Origin of the sequence: Bradyrhizobium erythrophlei (assembly GCF_900142985.1) — a bacterium.
GTDB lineage: Bacteria > Pseudomonadota > Alphaproteobacteria > Rhizobiales > Xanthobacteraceae > Bradyrhizobium > Bradyrhizobium erythrophlei_B.
The window spans coordinates 890,422-906,935 of sequence record NZ_LT670849.1; the positions used below are offsets into that span (position 1 = coordinate 890,422).

Annotated in this window: 20 protein-coding genes and 1 pseudogene; 8 read left to right on the top strand and 13 right to left on the bottom strand. The window is 60.6% G+C overall.

Annotated elements, in window-relative coordinates:
* Nucleotides 1-58 precede the first annotated feature (58 nt).
* Genes BUA38_RS04000 through BUA38_RS04010 form a run of 3 tightly spaced genes read left to right on the top strand, consistent with a single transcriptional unit; the run spans nt 59 to nt 1,842 of the window.
* Entirely contained in the window at nt 59-592 is a 534-nt protein-coding gene (locus BUA38_RS04000; protein WP_072816807.1) for a nucleotide exchange factor GrpE, read from the top strand.
* Between the two features lie 18 nt (nt 593-610).
* Complete coding sequence (locus BUA38_RS04005; protein WP_425304943.1) at nt 611-1,555, top strand: DnaJ C-terminal domain-containing protein; 945 nt, start codon at nt 611-613, stop codon at nt 1,553-1,555.
* A 2-nt stretch (nt 1,556-1,557) separates the two neighbouring features.
* A complete protein-coding gene (locus BUA38_RS04010; RefSeq protein ID WP_072816808.1) occupies nt 1,558-1,842 on the top strand; it encodes a chaperone modulator CbpM in 285 nt (94 codons plus the stop codon).
* Here BUA38_RS04010 and BUA38_RS04015 read toward each other — a convergent pair.
* The 4 genes and pseudogenes from BUA38_RS04015 to BUA38_RS04030 form a co-directional block, all read right to left on the bottom strand.
* Nucleotides 1,803-2,838, bottom strand: a pseudogene (locus tag BUA38_RS04015) (LLM class flavin-dependent oxidoreductase). The gene BUA38_RS04010 and the pseudogene BUA38_RS04015 sit on opposite strands and share 40 nt — an antisense overlap.
* A gap of 136 nt (nt 2,839-2,974) precedes the next feature.
* Complete coding sequence (locus BUA38_RS04020) at nt 2,975-4,171, bottom strand: hypothetical protein (protein ID WP_072816809.1); 1,197 nt, start codon at nt 4,169-4,171, stop codon at nt 2,975-2,977.
* 94 nt (nt 4,172-4,265) lie between these two features.
* Nucleotides 4,266-4,703, bottom strand: coding sequence for a DUF1772 domain-containing protein (locus BUA38_RS04025; RefSeq protein WP_072816810.1), 438 nt, complete (start codon nt 4,701-4,703; stop codon nt 4,266-4,268).
* Nucleotides 4,704-4,739: 36 nt separating this feature from the next.
* Nucleotides 4,740-5,573: a universal stress protein gene (locus BUA38_RS04030; protein ID WP_072816811.1), complete on the bottom strand. Its 834-nt coding sequence runs from the start codon at nt 5,571-5,573 to the stop codon at nt 4,740-4,742.
* A 314-nt stretch (nt 5,574-5,887) separates the two neighbouring features.
* Here BUA38_RS04030 and BUA38_RS38710 point away from each other — a divergent pair, with 314 nt between their 5' ends.
* Together BUA38_RS38710 and BUA38_RS04045 are read left to right on the top strand one after the other, a co-directional pair.
* Nucleotides 5,888-6,100: a DUF6894 family protein gene (locus BUA38_RS38710; RefSeq protein WP_072816812.1), complete on the top strand. Its 213-nt coding sequence runs from the start codon at nt 5,888-5,890 to the stop codon at nt 6,098-6,100.
* Between the two features lie 631 nt (nt 6,101-6,731).
* Nucleotides 6,732-7,202 carry a hypothetical protein gene (locus tag BUA38_RS04045; RefSeq protein ID WP_072816814.1) on the top strand — a complete coding sequence of 157 codons (471 nt, stop codon included), beginning with the start codon at nt 6,732-6,734 and terminating at the stop codon, nt 7,200-7,202.
* On the opposite strand, the gene BUA38_RS04050 is transcribed toward BUA38_RS04045, so the two are convergent.
* The 4 genes from BUA38_RS04050 to BUA38_RS04065 all read right to left on the bottom strand — a co-directional run bounded on the left by BUA38_RS04050 (nt 7,167) and on the right by BUA38_RS04065 (nt 9,194).
* Complete coding sequence (locus BUA38_RS04050) at nt 7,167-7,367, bottom strand: DUF2905 domain-containing protein (RefSeq protein WP_072816815.1); 201 nt, start codon at nt 7,365-7,367, stop codon at nt 7,167-7,169. The genes BUA38_RS04045 and BUA38_RS04050 overlap by 36 nt on opposite strands.
* Before the next feature lie 27 nt (nt 7,368-7,394).
* Complete coding sequence (locus tag BUA38_RS04055) at nt 7,395-8,129, bottom strand: Bax inhibitor-1/YccA family protein (protein ID WP_083587447.1); 735 nt, start codon at nt 8,127-8,129, stop codon at nt 7,395-7,397.
* Between the two features lie 106 nt (nt 8,130-8,235).
* The gene (locus BUA38_RS04060; protein ID WP_072816817.1) at nt 8,236-8,484 is read right to left on the bottom strand and encodes a hypothetical protein; all 249 of its coding nucleotides are present in this window, start codon (nt 8,482-8,484) and stop codon (nt 8,236-8,238) included.
* 86 nt (nt 8,485-8,570) lie between these two features.
* Nucleotides 8,571-9,194, bottom strand: a complete 624-nt coding sequence (locus BUA38_RS04065) for a hypothetical protein (RefSeq protein WP_072816818.1) — start codon at nt 9,192-9,194, stop codon at nt 8,571-8,573.
* Nucleotides 9,195-9,552: 358 nt separating this feature from the next.
* Here BUA38_RS04065 and BUA38_RS04070 point away from each other — a divergent pair, with 358 nt between their 5' ends.
* Nucleotides 9,553-10,179, top strand: a complete 627-nt coding sequence (locus BUA38_RS04070; protein WP_072816819.1) for a DUF6894 family protein — start codon at nt 9,553-9,555, stop codon at nt 10,177-10,179.
* A gap of 36 nt (nt 10,180-10,215) precedes the next feature.
* Here BUA38_RS04070 and BUA38_RS04075 read toward each other — a convergent pair whose 3' ends face one another.
* From BUA38_RS04075 to BUA38_RS04085, 3 genes are read right to left on the bottom strand one after another with little or no spacing between them, the layout of a single operon-like run.
* On the bottom strand, nt 10,216-10,959 hold the full coding sequence (locus BUA38_RS04075) for a response regulator transcription factor (RefSeq protein WP_197685908.1): 744 nt from the start codon (nt 10,957-10,959) through the stop codon (nt 10,216-10,218).
* Between the two features lie 51 nt (nt 10,960-11,010).
* Nucleotides 11,011-11,415, bottom strand: coding sequence for a response regulator transcription factor (locus BUA38_RS04080; RefSeq protein ID WP_072816820.1), 405 nt, complete (start codon nt 11,413-11,415; stop codon nt 11,011-11,013).
* On the bottom strand, nt 11,412-13,115 hold the full coding sequence (locus BUA38_RS04085; protein WP_083587448.1) for a sensor histidine kinase: 1,704 nt from the start codon (nt 13,113-13,115) through the stop codon (nt 11,412-11,414). Before BUA38_RS04085 ends, BUA38_RS04080 begins: the two co-directional genes overlap by 4 nt.
* A gap of 318 nt (nt 13,116-13,433) precedes the next feature.
* Here BUA38_RS04085 and BUA38_RS04090 point away from each other — a divergent pair, with 318 nt between their 5' ends.
* Entirely contained in the window at nt 13,434-14,189 is a 756-nt protein-coding gene (locus tag BUA38_RS04090) for a TMEM175 family protein (RefSeq protein WP_072816822.1), read from the top strand.
* Between the two features lie 14 nt (nt 14,190-14,203).
* On the opposite strand, the gene BUA38_RS04095 is transcribed toward BUA38_RS04090, so the two are convergent.
* On the bottom strand, nt 14,204-14,443 hold the full coding sequence (locus BUA38_RS04095) for a hypothetical protein (RefSeq protein WP_156898377.1): 240 nt from the start codon (nt 14,441-14,443) through the stop codon (nt 14,204-14,206).
* Nucleotides 14,444-14,602: 159 nt separating this feature from the next.
* Between BUA38_RS04095 and BUA38_RS04100 the strand changes: the two genes are divergently transcribed.
* Entirely contained in the window at nt 14,603-15,814 is a 1,212-nt protein-coding gene (locus BUA38_RS04100; protein ID WP_072816824.1) for an alkene reductase, read from the top strand.
* Between the two features lie 38 nt (nt 15,815-15,852).
* Here BUA38_RS04100 and BUA38_RS04105 read toward each other — a convergent pair whose 3' ends face one another.
* A complete protein-coding gene (locus BUA38_RS04105) occupies nt 15,853-16,428 on the bottom strand; it encodes a hypothetical protein (RefSeq protein ID WP_338076329.1) in 576 nt (191 codons plus the stop codon).
* Between the last annotated feature and the right edge of the window lie 86 nt (nt 16,429-16,514).

Sequence of the window (16,514 nt, forward strand, 5' to 3'; positions counted from 1 at the left end):
AACATTCCGGCTTCAGGCTGACGCGGTGAGACGTCGAGTACAAAATCGGGAGCATGACATGGCGGAAAACATCATGGACAACGATGTCAACTCGTCAGCGTCGGGCGAGAGCAATGATAACGATCCGGCATCCGAAATCGCTGCTTTGCGTGAGCGGTTGATGCGGGCGCTGGCAGAGACCGAGAATACCAGGCGTCAGGGTGAACGGCGCACGCAGGACGCCCAGCAATACGCGATCACGAACTTTGCCCGCGAATTGCTTCAGGTTGTCGACAATCTGCGCCGTGCCCTCGGCGCCGCCGAGGGGGACGCTGCAAAGGCAGACGGATTGATCGCGGGCGTGGCCGCCACCGATCGCGTTCTGACACAGATCCTCAATCGCTTCGGCGTCAAGGAAGTCAGCGCCCTCAACCAGCCTTTCGATCCTGGCAAGCACGAAGCGGTGATGGAGACGGATCAGACCGAACAAACACCCGGCAGCGTCGTCCAGGTTTTGGAAAACGGCTACACGCTTCACGACCGTTTGTTGCGGCCGGCGCGCGTCGTGGTGGCAAAGTCGCCACAAAAATCGCGGCAGCCGGCAGAACAATGACGCCACATTCGCTCGGCTATGCCGGCGTGCAGACAGGAGTGGGCATTGGCCGTGGACCCCTATACAACGCTGGGCGTGAAAAAGCATGCGACCCAGGAAGAGATTCAAAAAGCCTATCGCCGGCTGGCGAAAAAGCTGCACCCGGATCTCAATCCCGGCAACAAGATTGCCGAAGACAAGTTCAAGGAGGTTTCGGCTGCCTACGATCTCTTGGGCGATCCGGACAAGCGCGCGCGGTTTGACCGCGGCGAAATCGACGCCTCAGGCACGGAGCGGCCGCGCCAGCAGTACTACAGGGATTTCGCCGATCAGAACGGTTGGTCCGCCGCCTACACCAACAACTCGGGCTTTTCCGATTTCGGCGATTTCGCCGGCAGCGAAGATATTCTCTCGGAGATCTTCGGCCGTGCCGGCAGCGCAGGCCGCCGCCGGCGGGGCCAGGACGTCCGCTATCATCTCGAGCTTTCTTTCCTTGATGCCGTCAATGGCGGCAAGCAGTCTATTGTTCTTCCTGACGGCACCACGCTGGACGTCAACATCCCGCCGGGAACGCGGGACGGCCAGATCTTGCGACTGAGAGGCAAAGGCCGCCCGGCGCCGGGCGAAGGTCCGGCAGGCGACGCGCTGATCGAGATCAGCGTGCTGCCGCATCCCTACTTCACCCGCAAAGGCGACGACATCTATCTGGACCTGCCGATATCGCTGAAAGAGGCGGTGCTGAGCGCCAGGGTTCGGGTCCCCACCCCCGGCGGAGTGGTCACCGTGGCGGTACCAAAATGGTCAAATACCGGCCGCGTTCTGAGGCTGAAAGGACGTGGCGTGCCGCGTGCCGACGGCAGCAAGGGCGATGAATATGTCAAGCTGATGCTGATGCTGCCAGAAAAGCCGGATCCGAAACTCGAAGCATTTGTCGCTGGGTGGCAGCCAGTGGAATACAGTCCGCGGCAATCGATGGGAGTGTGATTATGGAAATCCAGGAATTCATCGGTCGATCGCACCTCGATACGCTGACATTAAATGCCTGGGTCGAAGCGGAGTGGCTAGTACCGGTAGCCAGCAAAAAGACATTTCAATTTTCAGAAGCCGATCTGGCGCGGGCGCGGCTGATCGGGGATCTCAAGGCGGATTTCGGCGTCAACGACGAGGGCATTGCGATCATTTTACATCTGCTCGATCAATTGTACGGGCTGCGCTGCCTGGTCAGGGATATTCAGGCGGTGGAAGCATCCGATCGCAAGGATGTCGGCTGACGGGCGTCGATGCGACGGCGTATTTCGGCCACGATTTCGAAAGAGCGGAGCCTCGCCGTGTTGTCGTAGATCTGCGCCGTTAACATCAATTCGTTTGCATCGGTCTCGGCGATGAGTGCCTCAAGCCCCCGCTCGACGGCGTCCGGAGCACCGACCGCGGAATAGGCCAGCGCCTCCTCGACTCCCTTCCGCTCCAGGGGCGACCAGAGTTCATCCATGTTGTCGACCGGCGGCGGCAAGGGTTCGGGCGTGCCGCGTCGCAGGTTGACGAATTGCTGTTGCAGCGATGTGATGAGACGCCGCGCCTCGGCATCGGTATCCGCGGCGAAGGCATTGACGCCAACCATCGCGAAAGGCTCGGAAAGCTGTTCCGACGGCTGAAAGCGGGCGCGATACACATCGAGCGCCCGCATCAGCTCCGAAGGGGCAAAATGCGACGCGAACGCAAACGGCAAACCGAGCATCGCAGCGAGCTGCGCACTGAACGTGCTCGATCCGAGCAGCCAGATCGGGACCCGCAATCCCGCACCTGGCACAGCCCGGACCGTCTGGCCGGGTTGCAGCGGTCCCAGCAGGGCCTGCAATTCCGTGACATCATGGGGGGAAACTCTCGGCGGTCGCGGCCAGATCCCGGCGCAACGCGCGCGCGGTTCGCTGATCGGTGCCGGGTGCGCGGCCGAGCCCGAGATCGATGCGGCCCCGGTAAAGCGATTCCAGCGTACCGAATTGCTCTGCGATGACCAGCGGCGCATGGTTTGGCAACATCACGCCGCCCGATCCAACACGAATGGTCCTGGTGCCGCCGGCGATATAGCCGATCACGACTGCGGTCGCAGCGCTGGCGATGCCGGGCATATTGTGATGCTCGGCAAGCCAGAACCGCTTGTAATTCCAACGTTCGGCGTGTTGCGCCAGATCGAGCGAATTGCGGAAGGCCTGGGCCGCATCGCAGCCCTGATTAATCGGCGACAAGTCCAGAACCGAGAATGGAATCACCGGCATCTCCAGTTTTCAAATAATCTCGCGGCCAAGAGATCGCGGGCACACGCCAGATGCGATCAAGCTTCGTCCTTCCCATTATCTAGGCTTCTTCCGCAGCCGGCGTAGTCCCGCGCCGAACGAATTGCTGTTGTCACGACTGGATCAAGCCAAAGTCGTAGCGGAGGATGGCGGTCAGCGGCGCCCGGTCCGGCAATTCCTCCCGCCGCGCCCCCAGCACCCTCGCCCCGGTAGACAGCGCGCGCCGCGCAACTTCGTCGACAACACTGTAGGTCTCGGCATCGTCGGAAGCTGAATATATCACGCTGCCATCGACGTCGCTGACGAGACCGGGAACAACCGCGTCGAGATCGACGAGAAGTTGCTCGACCGCGCCTGCGGTTGCGGCATGCGCGGCATAAGAGACATCCGTCGTCGCACGTCGCGGCTTCAACTGGTCGTAGAGCGCGATCGCCGCCTTTACCTCGCGCGAATAGAGACGGTCGAGAATCGGGATCGCGGCGTCTTCCAGCTCCGCATCCGTTTTCTGATCCGGATTTCCTTCGATCATCTCGTCGGCCAGCCCGGAATAGCTATTGAGCGAACGGTACGTCGAGGCGAGCGGCTCCTCCGCCGCGACAACCAGCGGGGTGTTCAGCCCGGCGAATACGCCGTGTATGGCCTGCTCGACCTTCCTCACATATTGATGCAGCAGCACCTTCTCGCCTTCCAGGTTTTGCAGCCGACCGCGCGGAGCCCGTACGTGGAAGGACGGACGCCGTGTCGCTTGCTCGGCGTTCTTAGGCAGGTCTGGAATCTGCAGCCGCACTGGCGGAAAGTTGACGAAGGCGTGGATCAGCCGGACGCTTTCTGCCGCCAATGCCAGCACGAAGATATCGTGCGGCGACGTCATGGCGCGTATCAGCGGCGTCAGATGCAGCCGGTCCGCTACCTCGGCCAACGGTTTTGGCGAGTTGGGGAGGCGAAACATTCGCATCACGCCGGGGGTTGAGAGCACCGCCAGCCCATGCGCCTGATAGTGCCAGAACGTATCGAACGAGTCCGGCTTGGCGCGCTGGAGCTTTCTGATTTTGTCTTCATCCTGAACGTCGCGCTCAAGGCCGGTAAGATGATCGAAGCGCTCCTCGAAATCGATGATCTTGTGCTTGTCGACGCCAGTCTCCCTCAGCTGCGCCAGTGCGTCCCTGGCGAGATCTCTGAACGCGATGCGATTAGCCCGGATGTTCTGGACCAGGGGAGAGACGGGTAAGTACACCGAAATGCAGACTTCGCCCTTGATCTGTGCAAGCGCCTTAAACTCCTCCAGGGTCGGAATATCGATGTGAAGCATCGGCCCCTCACTCAATGCCGGCGCCGAGACTTTCGTTCGGCCTGATCGAGACATCTTGGCCGGAACACCACACGCCGGCATTGATGGTCATCAATCACACCGGCAGCTCCAGCGCCCAGGCGAAGGCGCAACAGGCAGCAAATCCGATCAAGGCGTGCCCCCATTCCAACAACCCCCAGTCCCGCATCAGTTCGCGCACCGGCGAGACGGCTTTTGCCGGCGGAATGACGTAGAGCCAGACGTTCACCGGCATCATCACGAAGTAGGCGTATGGCCAACTCGCCAGGATCGTGGTGCCGCCAATCAGCCAGCGGACGTCGCCATTGGCCCTGAATTGAATGTAAGCCAGAATTGCCGAGACCACGGCAAAAACCGACAATGTCAGCGTGCCGCGCCGGTTGCTCAGTTTCCATTCCTGAATCATTGCAGGCCCGCTGAGCTTCAGCCGGGCCGGATGCTCGACGAACCCAATATAGATCGTTGCCCCGAGGAAGACGGCGGCGGCGGCAAATGCGTACAGACCGGGCCTCATGGTGCTGACTCCTGACGCGAGACGATGACTGCCCGATCAATGCGACATGAACACCGGAACTGTCATCGATTTCAGCATATCGCGGGTCACGCCGCCCAGAACAACCTCACGCAGCTTGGCGTGGCCGTAGCCGCCCATCACGATCAGCGTTGCGGAATTGTCGGCGACATACGACAGGATGGCGTTGGTGACGTCGATGTCGGCTGCGGGGACCGTTTCGATCTGGACCTTGACGTCATGGCGCGCGAGATGTTTTGCCATTCCGGCGCCGCGAATGACGTTGGTGTTGCTGTTGGTCTTTTCGTTCAGCACGATCAGCAAGTCGACCGCTGTCGCCTTGACCAGCAGCGGCAGCGCATCGTTGATGGCGCGCGCCGCGGCGCTGCTGCCGTCCCAGCAGCACACCAGGTGATCGAGCTTCAGCCCATCCTTCTGGATGTGGGGCACCACGATGAGTGGACGCCCGGACTGGAACAGCGAAGTTTCGATCATGTCATCGTTGTCCATGCCGTTCGGCTCGGATTGCATGAACACGCTGAGATCGAAGCGCCGAGCAAGCGTCGACAGGATCAGGGGTGCGGACGCCCCTATCGTCTTGAGCAGGCGATGCTCCGCGGAAGCCAGGCTGCGCCTGGCGGCGTCCTCGAAACGTTCGATCGCGGTCAAGGCGGCTTTCTCGCCCTCGGCAACGATCGCGGCAACAATATCGGGTGGAATTTCCAGCGTCACATAGCCCGGAAAGTCCGGCGCATAGGCGAAGGTCACTCCGACGACATGAGCGTCAAAAGTCTCGGCAATGGTGATAGCAAAATCGCGGGCCGGATCGCGCCCGATCCGGTGCTCTAGATTGACGACAATATCCTTGATCATCGAAATACTCCCGTGGCGACGTGAGGCCGAAGACAGTATTGTCGGGGTCGGTGCTCTCGTAGGCATTGATGCTGGTCAACCCAGCGACCACCGATTGGTCGATATGGCGGCGGCCGACTCTTCGCGCTGCACGTCCCGGGAACGAAATTGGGCCGCCGGGGTTTTATTACGGGGTTGCGCCCTTACCTGCTTTCCATCCCCTGCGCGGCTGCTGCCGGCAAAGCGTGGCATTTTGCCCACTCGGTTGCTGGCGTTATGTGCTGTGTACTTCCTCGTAACTCGTCGCCGGATATTCGATTCGATCTTGGGAGCCCATGCCACGCTACTATTTTCATTACCGGGACGGATCATCGATATTCGAGGATGACGTCGGCGAGGTGTTTGCGGATGCCTCCTTGGCAATGCAGCATGCCACGAAGATCGCTCGCGAATTGGCGCGAGGCGGCGAACCGACCAATGCCGCGATCGTCGTCGTCGAAGGCGGCCAGCATCTTTTCGATGTTCCGCTAGGCGAACAAGGCGACTAGGACAGCCGTTTGATCCGCAGCCCCGGCCGTCGGACGTCCGCATTTCGTCGCCGGTGCGGCGACCGGACCCGCTACTCAGTAACAATCCTCTACCCGGCGAACGTGCCAACGCCACCCGTCCCAGAAGCGTTCGCGTCGGATGTAACATCGCGGCCCGAAATAGATGGGTTCGTACGCGTAAGCCTCATAATAGGGCCTTGGGACAGCAAGCGTAGCGCCAAGGATGGCCCCTGCCGCCAGTCCGCCGACAATCGGCGCGACAGGAAAGCCATGACGCCATCGAGCGTCCGCCGTCGTTGAGCTCGCAACCACGCCGATTGCGACCGTTGCGCCAAGTGCGAGTGTGACTAAAGCGCTTCTCATCACGCGACCTCCATTGCTTCACTTCGGCAAAATCGAACGTCCGACGTTTGACGAAATTCCGGACGCTCAGCCCGCAGCAGTCTTGAATGTAACGGCTGGCTACGCACCGGCATTGGCGTTCGTCAACGATTGGCTCGTCGCGATCGAATCCAGCAATCGACTGAAACGCCCCGGAAATTGAATCGCATCATGGCACTGGGCCTCTTGCTCTGTCTGTTTCGAGGCTGCCGCCCTCGGCAAACCTGACGACTTGAGTGGGAGAACATCCATGGCTGTAACGCTTAGCCGACGAGCCTACGAGCATGCCAGAGAACTGATCAACGATGGAAGATTTGTATTCGACGAGCGCGATGCATGGAGCGAGCACCGGCCATCCGCACAGCAGGAAAATGAATTCATTCGCCTTCACGGCTTTGTCGAATACGGCAGATGGTACTTGGGAATCAATGACGAAAAACCCGAGCAGACCAAGGGACACTACGAATTTCCCTATGGGGATTTCAGCAAGGTCCACCGCTGTGGCGTGGTCTCGGCAGAAAGCCGCGCCGGCCAATACCAGCACTACGACATCGAAAGCGCGGTCGCGCACCTGCATGGTATGCTGGACGCCCGGAAGGGCGCGCCGGCAGCGAAACACGCGCAGCCTCTCCCGGAAGAGCGGCGCGCGGGGCCCGACATTCGGCGCGGTGACACGATCGCCGTTTCAGCGGTTCACGGCCCAGAACACCAGGCTGAATAGCACGCTCAGCAGAAGACATGTCATCAGCGGAAAATAAAACGTTACATCTTCGCGCTGGATCACGATGTCGCCGGGCAGCCGGCCCAACCCGATCTGGCTCAGATAGGGCCAAAGCAGGCCGGCCATTAGAAGGACAAGGCCGAGCACGACCAGAAAGCGCGCCATCGCGGTCACCCTCTCGGATTGCTTGCGTCAATTATCCCGCCGCTGGCCGAACAATTGCAGCAGCATCATGAATAGATTGATGAAGTCGAGATAAAGCGCCAGCGCACCTATCACCGCCTTCTTGTCTGCGATTTCAGCGCTGTCCGACTCGAGATACATCTCCTTGATACGCTGGGTGTCGTAGGCGGTAAGGCCGACAAATACCAGGACGCCGATGACGGAGATTGCGAACTGAAGCGCGCTCGAGCCGACAAAGATGTTAACCAGAGACGCGATCACGATACCGATCAGTCCCATCATAAGGAACGAGCCAAAACCTGAAAGATCGGACTTCGTGGTGTATCCGTAGAGGCTCATCGCGCCGTAGGTCGCGGCGGTGATGAAGAACACGCGCGCGATCGACGTCCCGGTGTACACCAGAAAAATACCTCCCAGCGACAGCCCCATCACAGCGGCATAGATCCAGAACAGCATCATCGCCGTTCCGGCGCTCATTCGCTGGATACCGAAGCTTAAGGCCAGCACGAAGCCTAGCGGCATCAGCATGACGATCCAGATCAGCGGCGTGGCAGCGATGGCCTGGTAAAAGCCAGAGGCTGCGGCGGCGTAGGCCAAGATGCCGGTCACCGCAAGGCCGCCGGCCATGTAACTATAGACGCGCTGCATGTAGGCGCGCAGGCCGGTATCGATCTGGGCGCCGACCCACGGCGGCGTGGCCATCCCGTCGGGTGTTCGCCGGGGATTATAATCGTAATAGCTCATGGGCTGCTCCTGTGCGGTTGGTTGGGCTTTCCCAGCGCAGAATCATCAGTTGTATCGATCCCATCCCGAGGCGCGTGCAAACGACAAGTCGGCGGTCTCGCGTCTCTCAGGGAGCCCCGTGCCGGGTTTGTCTGTGGACAAGAAGCAAACCGATCACCAGCACAAGAAGCAGTATCGCAAGCCCGTAAGCACCGGGAAACAGCATCCAGAAAATCAGAGCGCCAAGCACGGCCGCGGAAACAACGAACCAGAGCAGCATCGCTGCCCCGACGCCAGCCATGACCAACAGGAACGGCAGCAGCAGTAACGTTAAAGCCGCCACCATAATTCCCAACAATAACTTCTCGAGGATCACTGCAGCCTCCGGATCGCGACCATTGACTGAGAATGAGGCGACCGGCTGATGGCGGCCTTGACGGACATCAAATTCCGACCGATCGGTTAATGAGCATGCAGCGCGCGTTCGCTGCGGACCTGGTCGGCGGTATAGGGCACGGCGTTCGGATCGAATGATTGCCAGCCCGATTTCCGATAGAGTTCGCTGCGTTCCTGCAGATCCACCGCCGACTGGTTCATGATCGGCACGATGCGCGGCAATTCGCTCTGCGGCACCCGAGCGGCGACCACGGTTCCACCGCGGCGCACGCCCTCTACAAGGACTTGCGCGTCTTCTTCGCTGATGCCGGCATTGGTCAGCGCCCCGAGCAGGCCGCCGGCGACGCCACCGATCGCCATGCTGCCCAACAGAGCCGCGAGCCATCCGGCGCCGACGACGGCGCCGACACCAGGAATTGCCAGCATGGTGACGAGGCTGGCCGCGGTCGCCGCGGTGGCGCCGATCGCAGCGCCGAGCGCCGCTCCCTCGACCTTGCCATCGGCTTTGCTGCTCGCGCCATGATTCCGCACAGGGACAACATTGGCGGTCTTGGTGGCACTGTACCAGGTGTCGGAATTGTTTGAAATCACGCTGGTCTCCGGCGGCGGCAGGCCGGCAGCTTCGAGCATGACCACGACCCGATTGGCTTCGGTGTATGAATCGTAAAGACGGCAGATGGTGATCAGCATGACACGACCCCTTTGCGAGAAGGCCTCTGCAAGAAGCAGCAACCGCGGCCGGGCGACGGCTCCAACAGCGCTGGTGGTTTTTTCTCATCGCGGCCACTGACAGCGCCTTGACGAATATCAATGCAATGTCGCGGACTTCGCTCCGATGGGAACATTCAATTTCGGAGAAATCACTGACCGGCGTCAACTCCACGCTTCTTAAAGGGTCCTAAATTGGTTAAATTCGCCAACCGAGCTTTAGGGGCCCGATTTGTCATGTCCTCTCTTGTTGCAAGGCTTCACGATGCCGCGGTAACGCCCGAGGCGTGGCCCGACGCGCTAACAGCTTTGACGGACGCAGCCGGTATCGGGTGCAGCATTGATCATTTTCAACAAGAGCACAGGTAAGGTCGCTGAGGCCACTTTCTGCGGCCTCAGCGCTGCATTCAAGTCCGATTACGTCCGGCACTACGCTGCCCTGGACCCGTACTCGCCATTGCTCGATGGAAGCTGGAAAAAGCTCTCCGAGTGTCTTCCGGACCGGCTGTTACGAAGCAGCGTGTGGTACAACGATTTCATATTGACGTGCGGCGTTCGGGATATTCTGGGGGCACGGCTTGTCGATACGCCCGGTCATTGCGTTATCTTCGGTATTCACCAGCAGATCGGCCGCAGCTTCTCCGACAGCGTCGATTCGGTCGTAAATCTCGCGGGCATCCCGTTGAAGCACGCCGCTTGGCGCCATACCGAGCGTCTCTCTTCGCCGAGATCCGCCCTATCTCAGACGGAGGTTTCGGCTGAAGGAAGCCGGTTTTATTTCCACGTTGACAACGGCAGCCGATATCCGGACGAAACCGGATCGGTTTTTTCGACGGCTGATGACGCCACGGCGCAGGCCATTGTTGTTGCCCAGGAACTCGCGCAAGACGGCAGCTGGCACGGATCTTCCATTCTCGTTACGGACGACCGGGGACACGAGATTGTCCGTGTGCGAATAGGCCGGTAGGATCGCTCGAGCATTCCTTCGCGACAAATAGATCGCCTATTCCGGCAACCCGCGCGAGGCGCCGGAACGCCGCTGGGGATCAGCGGCGTTGGCCTCAAGATCGGCTGGCGACAACCTCGCCAGCACGGCCAGCCGGATCGCTTCGGCAAGAGAGTGGGTCCCGAGTCGCGCCAGCATACGGGCGCGGTGCACCTCGACCGTCCGTGCGCTGATGCCGAGATCGTAGGCCATCTGCTTGGTCGAGCGGCCGGCGACCAGTCCATCGAGCACCTGGCGTTCGCGCGGGCTTAACTTCGCCACCAGCTTGGCGGCGACAACACTTTCCCGATCACGGGTCGGACCCCGGTCCAGCGCCAATGCGGCGTTGACGGCATCGAGAAGCGCTTCGTCGTTGAAAGGCTTCTCGATGAAATCGACCGCTCCGCTTTTGATCGCCTGCACCGCGGTCTCCACATCTCCCCATGCGGTCATCACGATCACCGGCATGTTGAACCCAAGGGAGTTGAGCCGCTCCTGCAGCTCCAGTCCGTCCATTTCCGGCATTATGATATCAAGGAGAAGGCATCCGTCGCTGAGGTCGGGCACCGCATCAAGAAATGCGAACGCAGTCTGATACGATACCGCCGTCAATCCCGCCGCGCGGAAAGTACGTTCGAGTGAGCCGAGCAATGCCGGATCGTCGTCCACAATGTAGACAATGCGAACCGGTGAACCCTTTGATTGCATCGTTCTCCCCTTTTTTGGCGACAGCGGCGCGTGCAAAGCGCCGGATTGCACCACCGGCGTGGACCGCGTTGCTCAACGCGCCTGAATACGTCAAACGAGCTGGACTTACCGCGGCGCAGACTGCGGAATATCAGCTCCGGCATCCTCCAGCACCGAGTGAATACAATTAAGCAGTTCGTCGTCGCTAAATGGCTTGGCGAGGTAACCCGCCGCCCCAGCATTTATCGCCTGGGACCGCGCGCCGTCATCGGTGAAAGCGGAAATGAAGATGATCGGCACCACGGAGCCCGACGCGACCAAACGCTTCTGCAATTCAAGGCCGTTCATGCCCGGCATATGGACATCCAGGATAAGGCACGATGTCTTGGCGAGGCGATCGGAACCGAGAAATTCTTCCGCCGAGGCAAAGGTTTCCACAGCGAAGCCATATGACTTCATCAGGCGCCGGACCGCCTTCCTTATCGAATCGTCGTCGTCGACGATTATGACGATGATTTGATTGCCGGTCATGGGCTAGCTCCTGCGGTCAAAGGCAAGGTGAAGCCGAACACGGCGCCGAAGGGAGAACCGGATTCCGCCCACAACCGGCCGTGATGAGCTTCAATAATCGTGTTACTGATTGCCAGCCCCATTCCCATGCCCTCGGGCTTCGTGGTGAAGAAGCTTTCGAAGATGCGGTCCCGGCTTGCGGGGTCAAGACCAACACCGGAATCCGCCACGTTGACGACGACGTTGCCTTGATCGTTGAGTTGAGAACGGACCGTCAAGATACGTGGGCGGTCAGTGACCGCACGCATCGCGTCGATGCCGTTCATGACCAGGTTGAGAACGACCTGCTGCAACTGGACCCGGTCAGCGATGATGGTCGGAAGCTTTGAACGCAGGTCGGTTTGGACGGCGACGCGATGTCGCTGCAGCTCGTCGCGGGTAAGCGCCAGCACTTCCGCGATCGCGTGGTTGACATCCACCTGCCCTCGTTCCGGCGCGGTGTTCTTTGACATCGCGCGGATACGTTTGAGCACTTCGCTAGCGCGCCTGCCGTCGCGGACGATTTCGCCCACCGCGTCCTTGACCTCGTCCAGATCGGGCGGCGAGAAGCCGAGAAAGCGCTCGCACGCTCGGCCGTTGGTGATGATCGCCGTAAGTGGCTGATTGACCTCATGGGCGATCGACGCCGAGAGTTCGCCCATGATGGTTAGTCGCGTGGCACGCGACAGCGCATCCCGGGCGTCGTGCCAGGCAACCTCTGCGCTCTTGCGCTCCGTGATGTCCTCAATGATGGCGGGTATGCCCTGGAGCGAGCTGCCCGAATCGAGAGCCCGAGCGGCGCTGACGCGCACCCAGATTACTTTGCTATCCTTGCGGCGATACCGCGTCTCCGTGGGCAAGTCCTGGCGCTTGCCGTTTCGCATATCCTCGATCAGCTTTTGGGTGGTCTCGCGGTCGTCTTGATGCGTAATGTCCAGCGGACCGAGCGACTGCAGTTCCTCGTCGCTGTAGCCGACCATCTTCTGAAGCGCCTCGTTCGTTGCCGCGAAATGATGCTGCTCGTCAAGGACCGCGATGCCGACCGCGGAGGCTTCGAACATGCTACGCCACCGCTCCTCACTGGCACGTAGCGTTGTTTCGGTATTTCGCCGCCGAACCACTTCTTCCTCAAGGTCTGCGGTGCGGGCGGCGACCCGCCGCTCAAGTTCCGCATTGGCGTCGCGCAGGGCGACTTCAGCGCGTTGCCGCTGACCAATCTCTGCGCCAAGAAGCTGGTTTGCCCGCTCGAGCTGCGCCGTGCTCGGAAGCGCCAGCGCCAGCGGCATCACCTTCCAGATCGCGACCCCGGTGCCGATCGAGAGCAGCGCCGTGACCGCTTTGATGCCGCCGTCGACCCGATAGTCTGGATACCACAGGGTCCAGACGCTCATCGCGTGCGTCGTGCCGCAGGCAAGGATGAAGAGACCCGTCAGTATGAAAATGGTGGGGAATGCCAAATCGGCGCGCTTCCATACAAAATAAATCAGGGCGATCGGAATCGAATAATAGGCAAGCGCGATCAACGAATCCGAGACCACATGGAGCGCGATCAGTTCCGGTTGCCAGAGAAAGCACATGCCGTGCGGCATGTAATCTTGCGGCGACATCAACCATGAAAGAAACGATGTCATGCTATGGCTTGCCTCAATGTCGGGGGAGCCGTGCACCATGGGCGTCGGCATGACCTTACTCCCGATTCTTGCAAGGGATTAACATTCGATCTATTCCGAGCGAGTGCTAGTCTCGAACGAACTCGCAACTGCGAAGTATTCATGCACCAGAGCGCCGTGGGTCCTCGGCACGCATTTAAGCGCTATCACATCGGTCTCCGACGTCCACGGCCCCTTTGGACGAGTCTGACGGCATCCGCGACAAATTCGATTACGTATAATTACGTAACGGCGCGTGAGCCGGGCGACCAACCGGTCCGGGGCGGCTCGCCTGGTCTGAATTGACGCCCGTCATGGCAGTTGAGCGGATTTGTCCTGCCTGTATATCCAATGAGCATCACCAAGCAGGAAACCCGCCGGGCCGCGAAACCCCAACAGGATCCGCCATGGCCGCACGTCCGGTTGTCGGAAACCGATCGGCTGGAGACATTCAGCGACAGCGTGCTCTCGATTACCATCACGTTGCTGGTGGCGGAAATCGTGCGGCCGGAATATGCGTCGGGCCAGCTGTTGGAGAAGCTGACCGCGCAATGGGCCAGCTACATCGCGTTCCTTGCGTCATTTTGCTACGCCGGAGTGATCTGGCTCAATCATCGCGCGGTGTTCGCAAGGGTGCGCTACTGCGACCGCAGTCTTCATCTGGCTAACCTTTTTCTTTTGTTGACGTCGGCGCTGATTCCGTTTCCGACGGCCATCCTGTCCGCGGCCATCCAGAGCGGCAACGAATTCGATGCCAAGGTGGCGGTGACCCTCTATGCAGGCATTGCCGGGTCGATGTGCCTGGCGTGGCTCGTCGTGTTTCACGTTCTGAGCGTACATCCCTACCTTGTGGAGGACGGTGTAAGTCCAGACTTCTTCCCGAAGGAGCGTTTTCGCGCCTGGGCCGGCGTTATCCTGTATGCCGTAGCGGGCCTGGCCGGCTGGCTATCGACACCGAAACTGGCCATGCTGATCTTTCTGGCATTGCCGGTTTTCTACGGCATCACCAGCGAGGGTTTGACGGAATCACCGCTTCGCCTGCAGTTCGGAAGAGCCCATCGCCATGCTTTTGCGGAAGCCGATCACGAAGGGTTGCGCACCGAATAGCGTCCTGTCGGCGGTTAGGTCTCACCGCCCCCACCGCCGCATGTAATTTGCACGGCCGCCAGCCAGTCCTGCCACATCGCCGGGTCGACCGGAGAACCATCGGCCCATTTCAAGCCCGCCACGATGAGGTCGATCTCCTCGTCCGTCTTGCCAAGCCGCAGCGAAACCGTTTCGAGAAAGATTCGCATCGCGTCATAGCCCTCTATCAGAGTGATGGTGTCGGTCGCGTTCATTATGGTCACATCTTCGGTCACGCGCGCCCTCGCAAACGAGCCTTACCAGCGCCGGCCTATTAGCGAAATTCTAATCGTGCTCCGCATTGACGGCAGTCAATTGAGGCGGATCGCTTCGCTCCTAATATCTTCACTTGGACGTTCCAAGGGCCACCAATGTCCCCCTCTGCAGGAGCGAATATGAACGAGGCAACCACGATTGCGCGGACACCCCGTGCCGCTCAGGCGCCGAACACGGACGTGCTTTTCGTGCCGTACCGGCTTGGCCCCTTCAACCTGCGGCATCGCATCGTCATGGCGCCGCTGACACGCTCGCGGGCACGCCAGCCGGGCAACGTGCCAAGCTCCCTTGCCGCCTGCTACTACGCGCAGCGCGCATCCGCAGCGTTGATCGTGAGCGAGGCGACGCAGGTTTCGATGCAGGGCCAGGGTTACGCCTGGACGCCTGGCCTCCACAGCCGTGACCAGGTAGAGGCGTGGCATCGGGTCACCCAAGCGGTGCATCAGGCTGACGGATTGATCTTCAATCAGCTTTGGCATGTCGGGCGCATTTCGCACCCTGCCCTGCAGCCCGACAATATGCTCCCTGTCGCCCCCTCCGCCATTATACCGGAGGGCAAAGCCTTCATCGAAAACGAGCGCGGCGAAGGTGAACTTGTTCCGTTCGTACGGCCCCGCGCGCTCAACATCGACGAGATGCCCTACATCGTGGCGCAATATGAACGCGCGGCCATAAACGCCCGGGCCGCCGATTTCGACGGCGTCGAGATCCACGCCGCCAACGGCTACCTGCTCGATCAGTTCATCGAGACCTGCACCAACCGACGCACCGACACCTATGGCGGCCCGGTCGAGAACCGGACGCGATTATTGTTCGAGGTTGCCGAGGCCTTGATACGGATCTGGGGGCCGGATCGCATCGGCGTGCGGCTTTCGCCGATGGGCAAGATGAACGACATCCACGACGACCAACCGGAAGCGACCTTTGGCTATATCGCCGAGCGCCTCAGCGACTACCGCTTTGCCTACCTGCATATCGTCAATCCGGCGATGGAGCAGATGCAAAGCGGAAAAGAGCCAGATCCGCGGGCGCTAGCCATGGTCGAGACGATACGGAAGAAATTCAAGGGAACCCTGATGGTAGCGGGCGGCTTCCAGGCCGACACCGCGGCGCAGTGGCTTCGCGAAGGCAAGGCGGACCTGATCGCTTTCGGCCGCAAGTTCATCGCCAATCCCGATCTGCCCGAGCGGTTGCGCATCGGCGCACCCTTCAATGCCGACGATCCGACGACATATTACGGCGGCGGCGAGAAGGGATACACGGACTATCCGTCCCTGGCACAGGATCGCGGCGAACAACCGAAGGCCTGTGTCGACCAGCGCTGGCGGTGAGCCGCGACAGGTAAGCGGAGATCGTGGCGATCAATGACTCAGGTCCGGTTCTCCGATTTCCTCAGGTTGGCGGCGCCCGCCTCCAGCGCCTGCCGCTCCTCGCCTGACATCTCCGGCTCGAAACTCCGGATGACGCCTCCGCGTCCGACGACGCTCGGAAGCGACAGAGTGACGCCAAAGTTTTTGTTGAAACTACCGATCGGCACGACCGCCCGCTCATCGCGAAGCACCATTTCCGTGATGCGTGCCGCGACAATGCCAATGCCGAACTGGCTGGCGTCATTGCCTTCGATGATGGTGATGTTCGCGTAGCGAACGTTGTCTTCGATTTTCTTGCGCACCCCGTCGAGCGATTCGCCGCGCGCCTCGATGAGCTTGCCGATCGGCACGCCGGCAATACGGGCGGCCGACCAGAGAAAGACCTGCGACACGCCATGTTCCCCGATTACCTGCGCCTCCACCTGGTTGGCATCAACATCAAAATGCTCGGCCAGGTGAACGCGGAAGCGCAGGCTGTCAAGGAAGGTGCCGGTGCTTAGCACGCGATCATGCCCGGCACTCGTGCGGGCGGTGTCGGCGAGCGGATCCGGCGGATCGGTGACAACCAGGATCACCGCGCGAGGCGCCGCCCGCACAATGCGCGGAACGACGTCGCGATAGATCTCGGCGTTGGTATCGAATAGCCGCAACCTGCCCTTGG

Excerpts from the sequence above, each read along its gene's own strand:
- BUA38_RS04030 (WP_072816811.1), bottom strand. The coding sequence starts at position 5,573 with ATGATCAAGGATATTGTCGTCAATCTAGAGCACCGGATCGGGCGCGAT.
- BUA38_RS04065 (WP_072816818.1), bottom strand. The coding sequence starts at position 9,194 with ATGCTGATCACCATCTGCCGTCTTTACGATTCATACACCGAAGCCAAT.
- BUA38_RS04080 (WP_072816820.1), bottom strand. The coding sequence starts at position 11,415 with ATGACCGGCAATCAAATCATCGTCATAATCGTCGACGACGACGATTCG.
- BUA38_RS04100 (WP_072816824.1), top strand. The coding sequence starts at position 14,603 with ATGAACGAGGCAACCACGATTGCGCGGACACCCCGTGCCGCTCAGGCG.
- BUA38_RS04010 (WP_072816808.1), top strand. The coding sequence starts at position 1,558 with ATGGAAATCCAGGAATTCATCGGTCGATCGCACCTCGATACGCTGACA.
- BUA38_RS04045 (WP_072816814.1), top strand. The coding sequence starts at position 6,732 with ATGGCTGTAACGCTTAGCCGACGAGCCTACGAGCATGCCAGAGAACTG.
- BUA38_RS04025 (WP_072816810.1), bottom strand. The coding sequence starts at position 4,703 with ATGAGGCCCGGTCTGTACGCATTTGCCGCCGCCGCCGTCTTCCTCGGG.
- BUA38_RS04050 (WP_072816815.1), bottom strand. The coding sequence starts at position 7,367 with ATGGCGCGCTTTCTGGTCGTGCTCGGCCTTGTCCTTCTAATGGCCGGC.
- BUA38_RS04085 (WP_083587448.1), bottom strand. The coding sequence starts at position 13,115 with ATGCCGACGCCCATGGTGCACGGCTCCCCCGACATTGAGGCAAGCCAT.
- BUA38_RS38710 (WP_072816812.1), top strand. The coding sequence starts at position 5,888 with ATGCCACGCTACTATTTTCATTACCGGGACGGATCATCGATATTCGAG.
- BUA38_RS04005 (WP_425304943.1), top strand. The coding sequence starts at position 611 with ATGCCGGCGTGCAGACAGGAGTGGGCATTGGCCGTGGACCCCTATACA.
- BUA38_RS04000 (WP_072816807.1), top strand. The coding sequence starts at position 59 with ATGGCGGAAAACATCATGGACAACGATGTCAACTCGTCAGCGTCGGGC.
- BUA38_RS04090 (WP_072816822.1), top strand. The coding sequence starts at position 13,434 with ATGAGCATCACCAAGCAGGAAACCCGCCGGGCCGCGAAACCCCAACAG.
- BUA38_RS04020 (WP_072816809.1), bottom strand. The coding sequence starts at position 4,171 with ATGCTTCACATCGATATTCCGACCCTGGAGGAGTTTAAGGCGCTTGCA.
- BUA38_RS04055 (WP_083587447.1), bottom strand. The coding sequence starts at position 8,129 with ATGAGCTATTACGATTATAATCCCCGGCGAACACCCGACGGGATGGCC.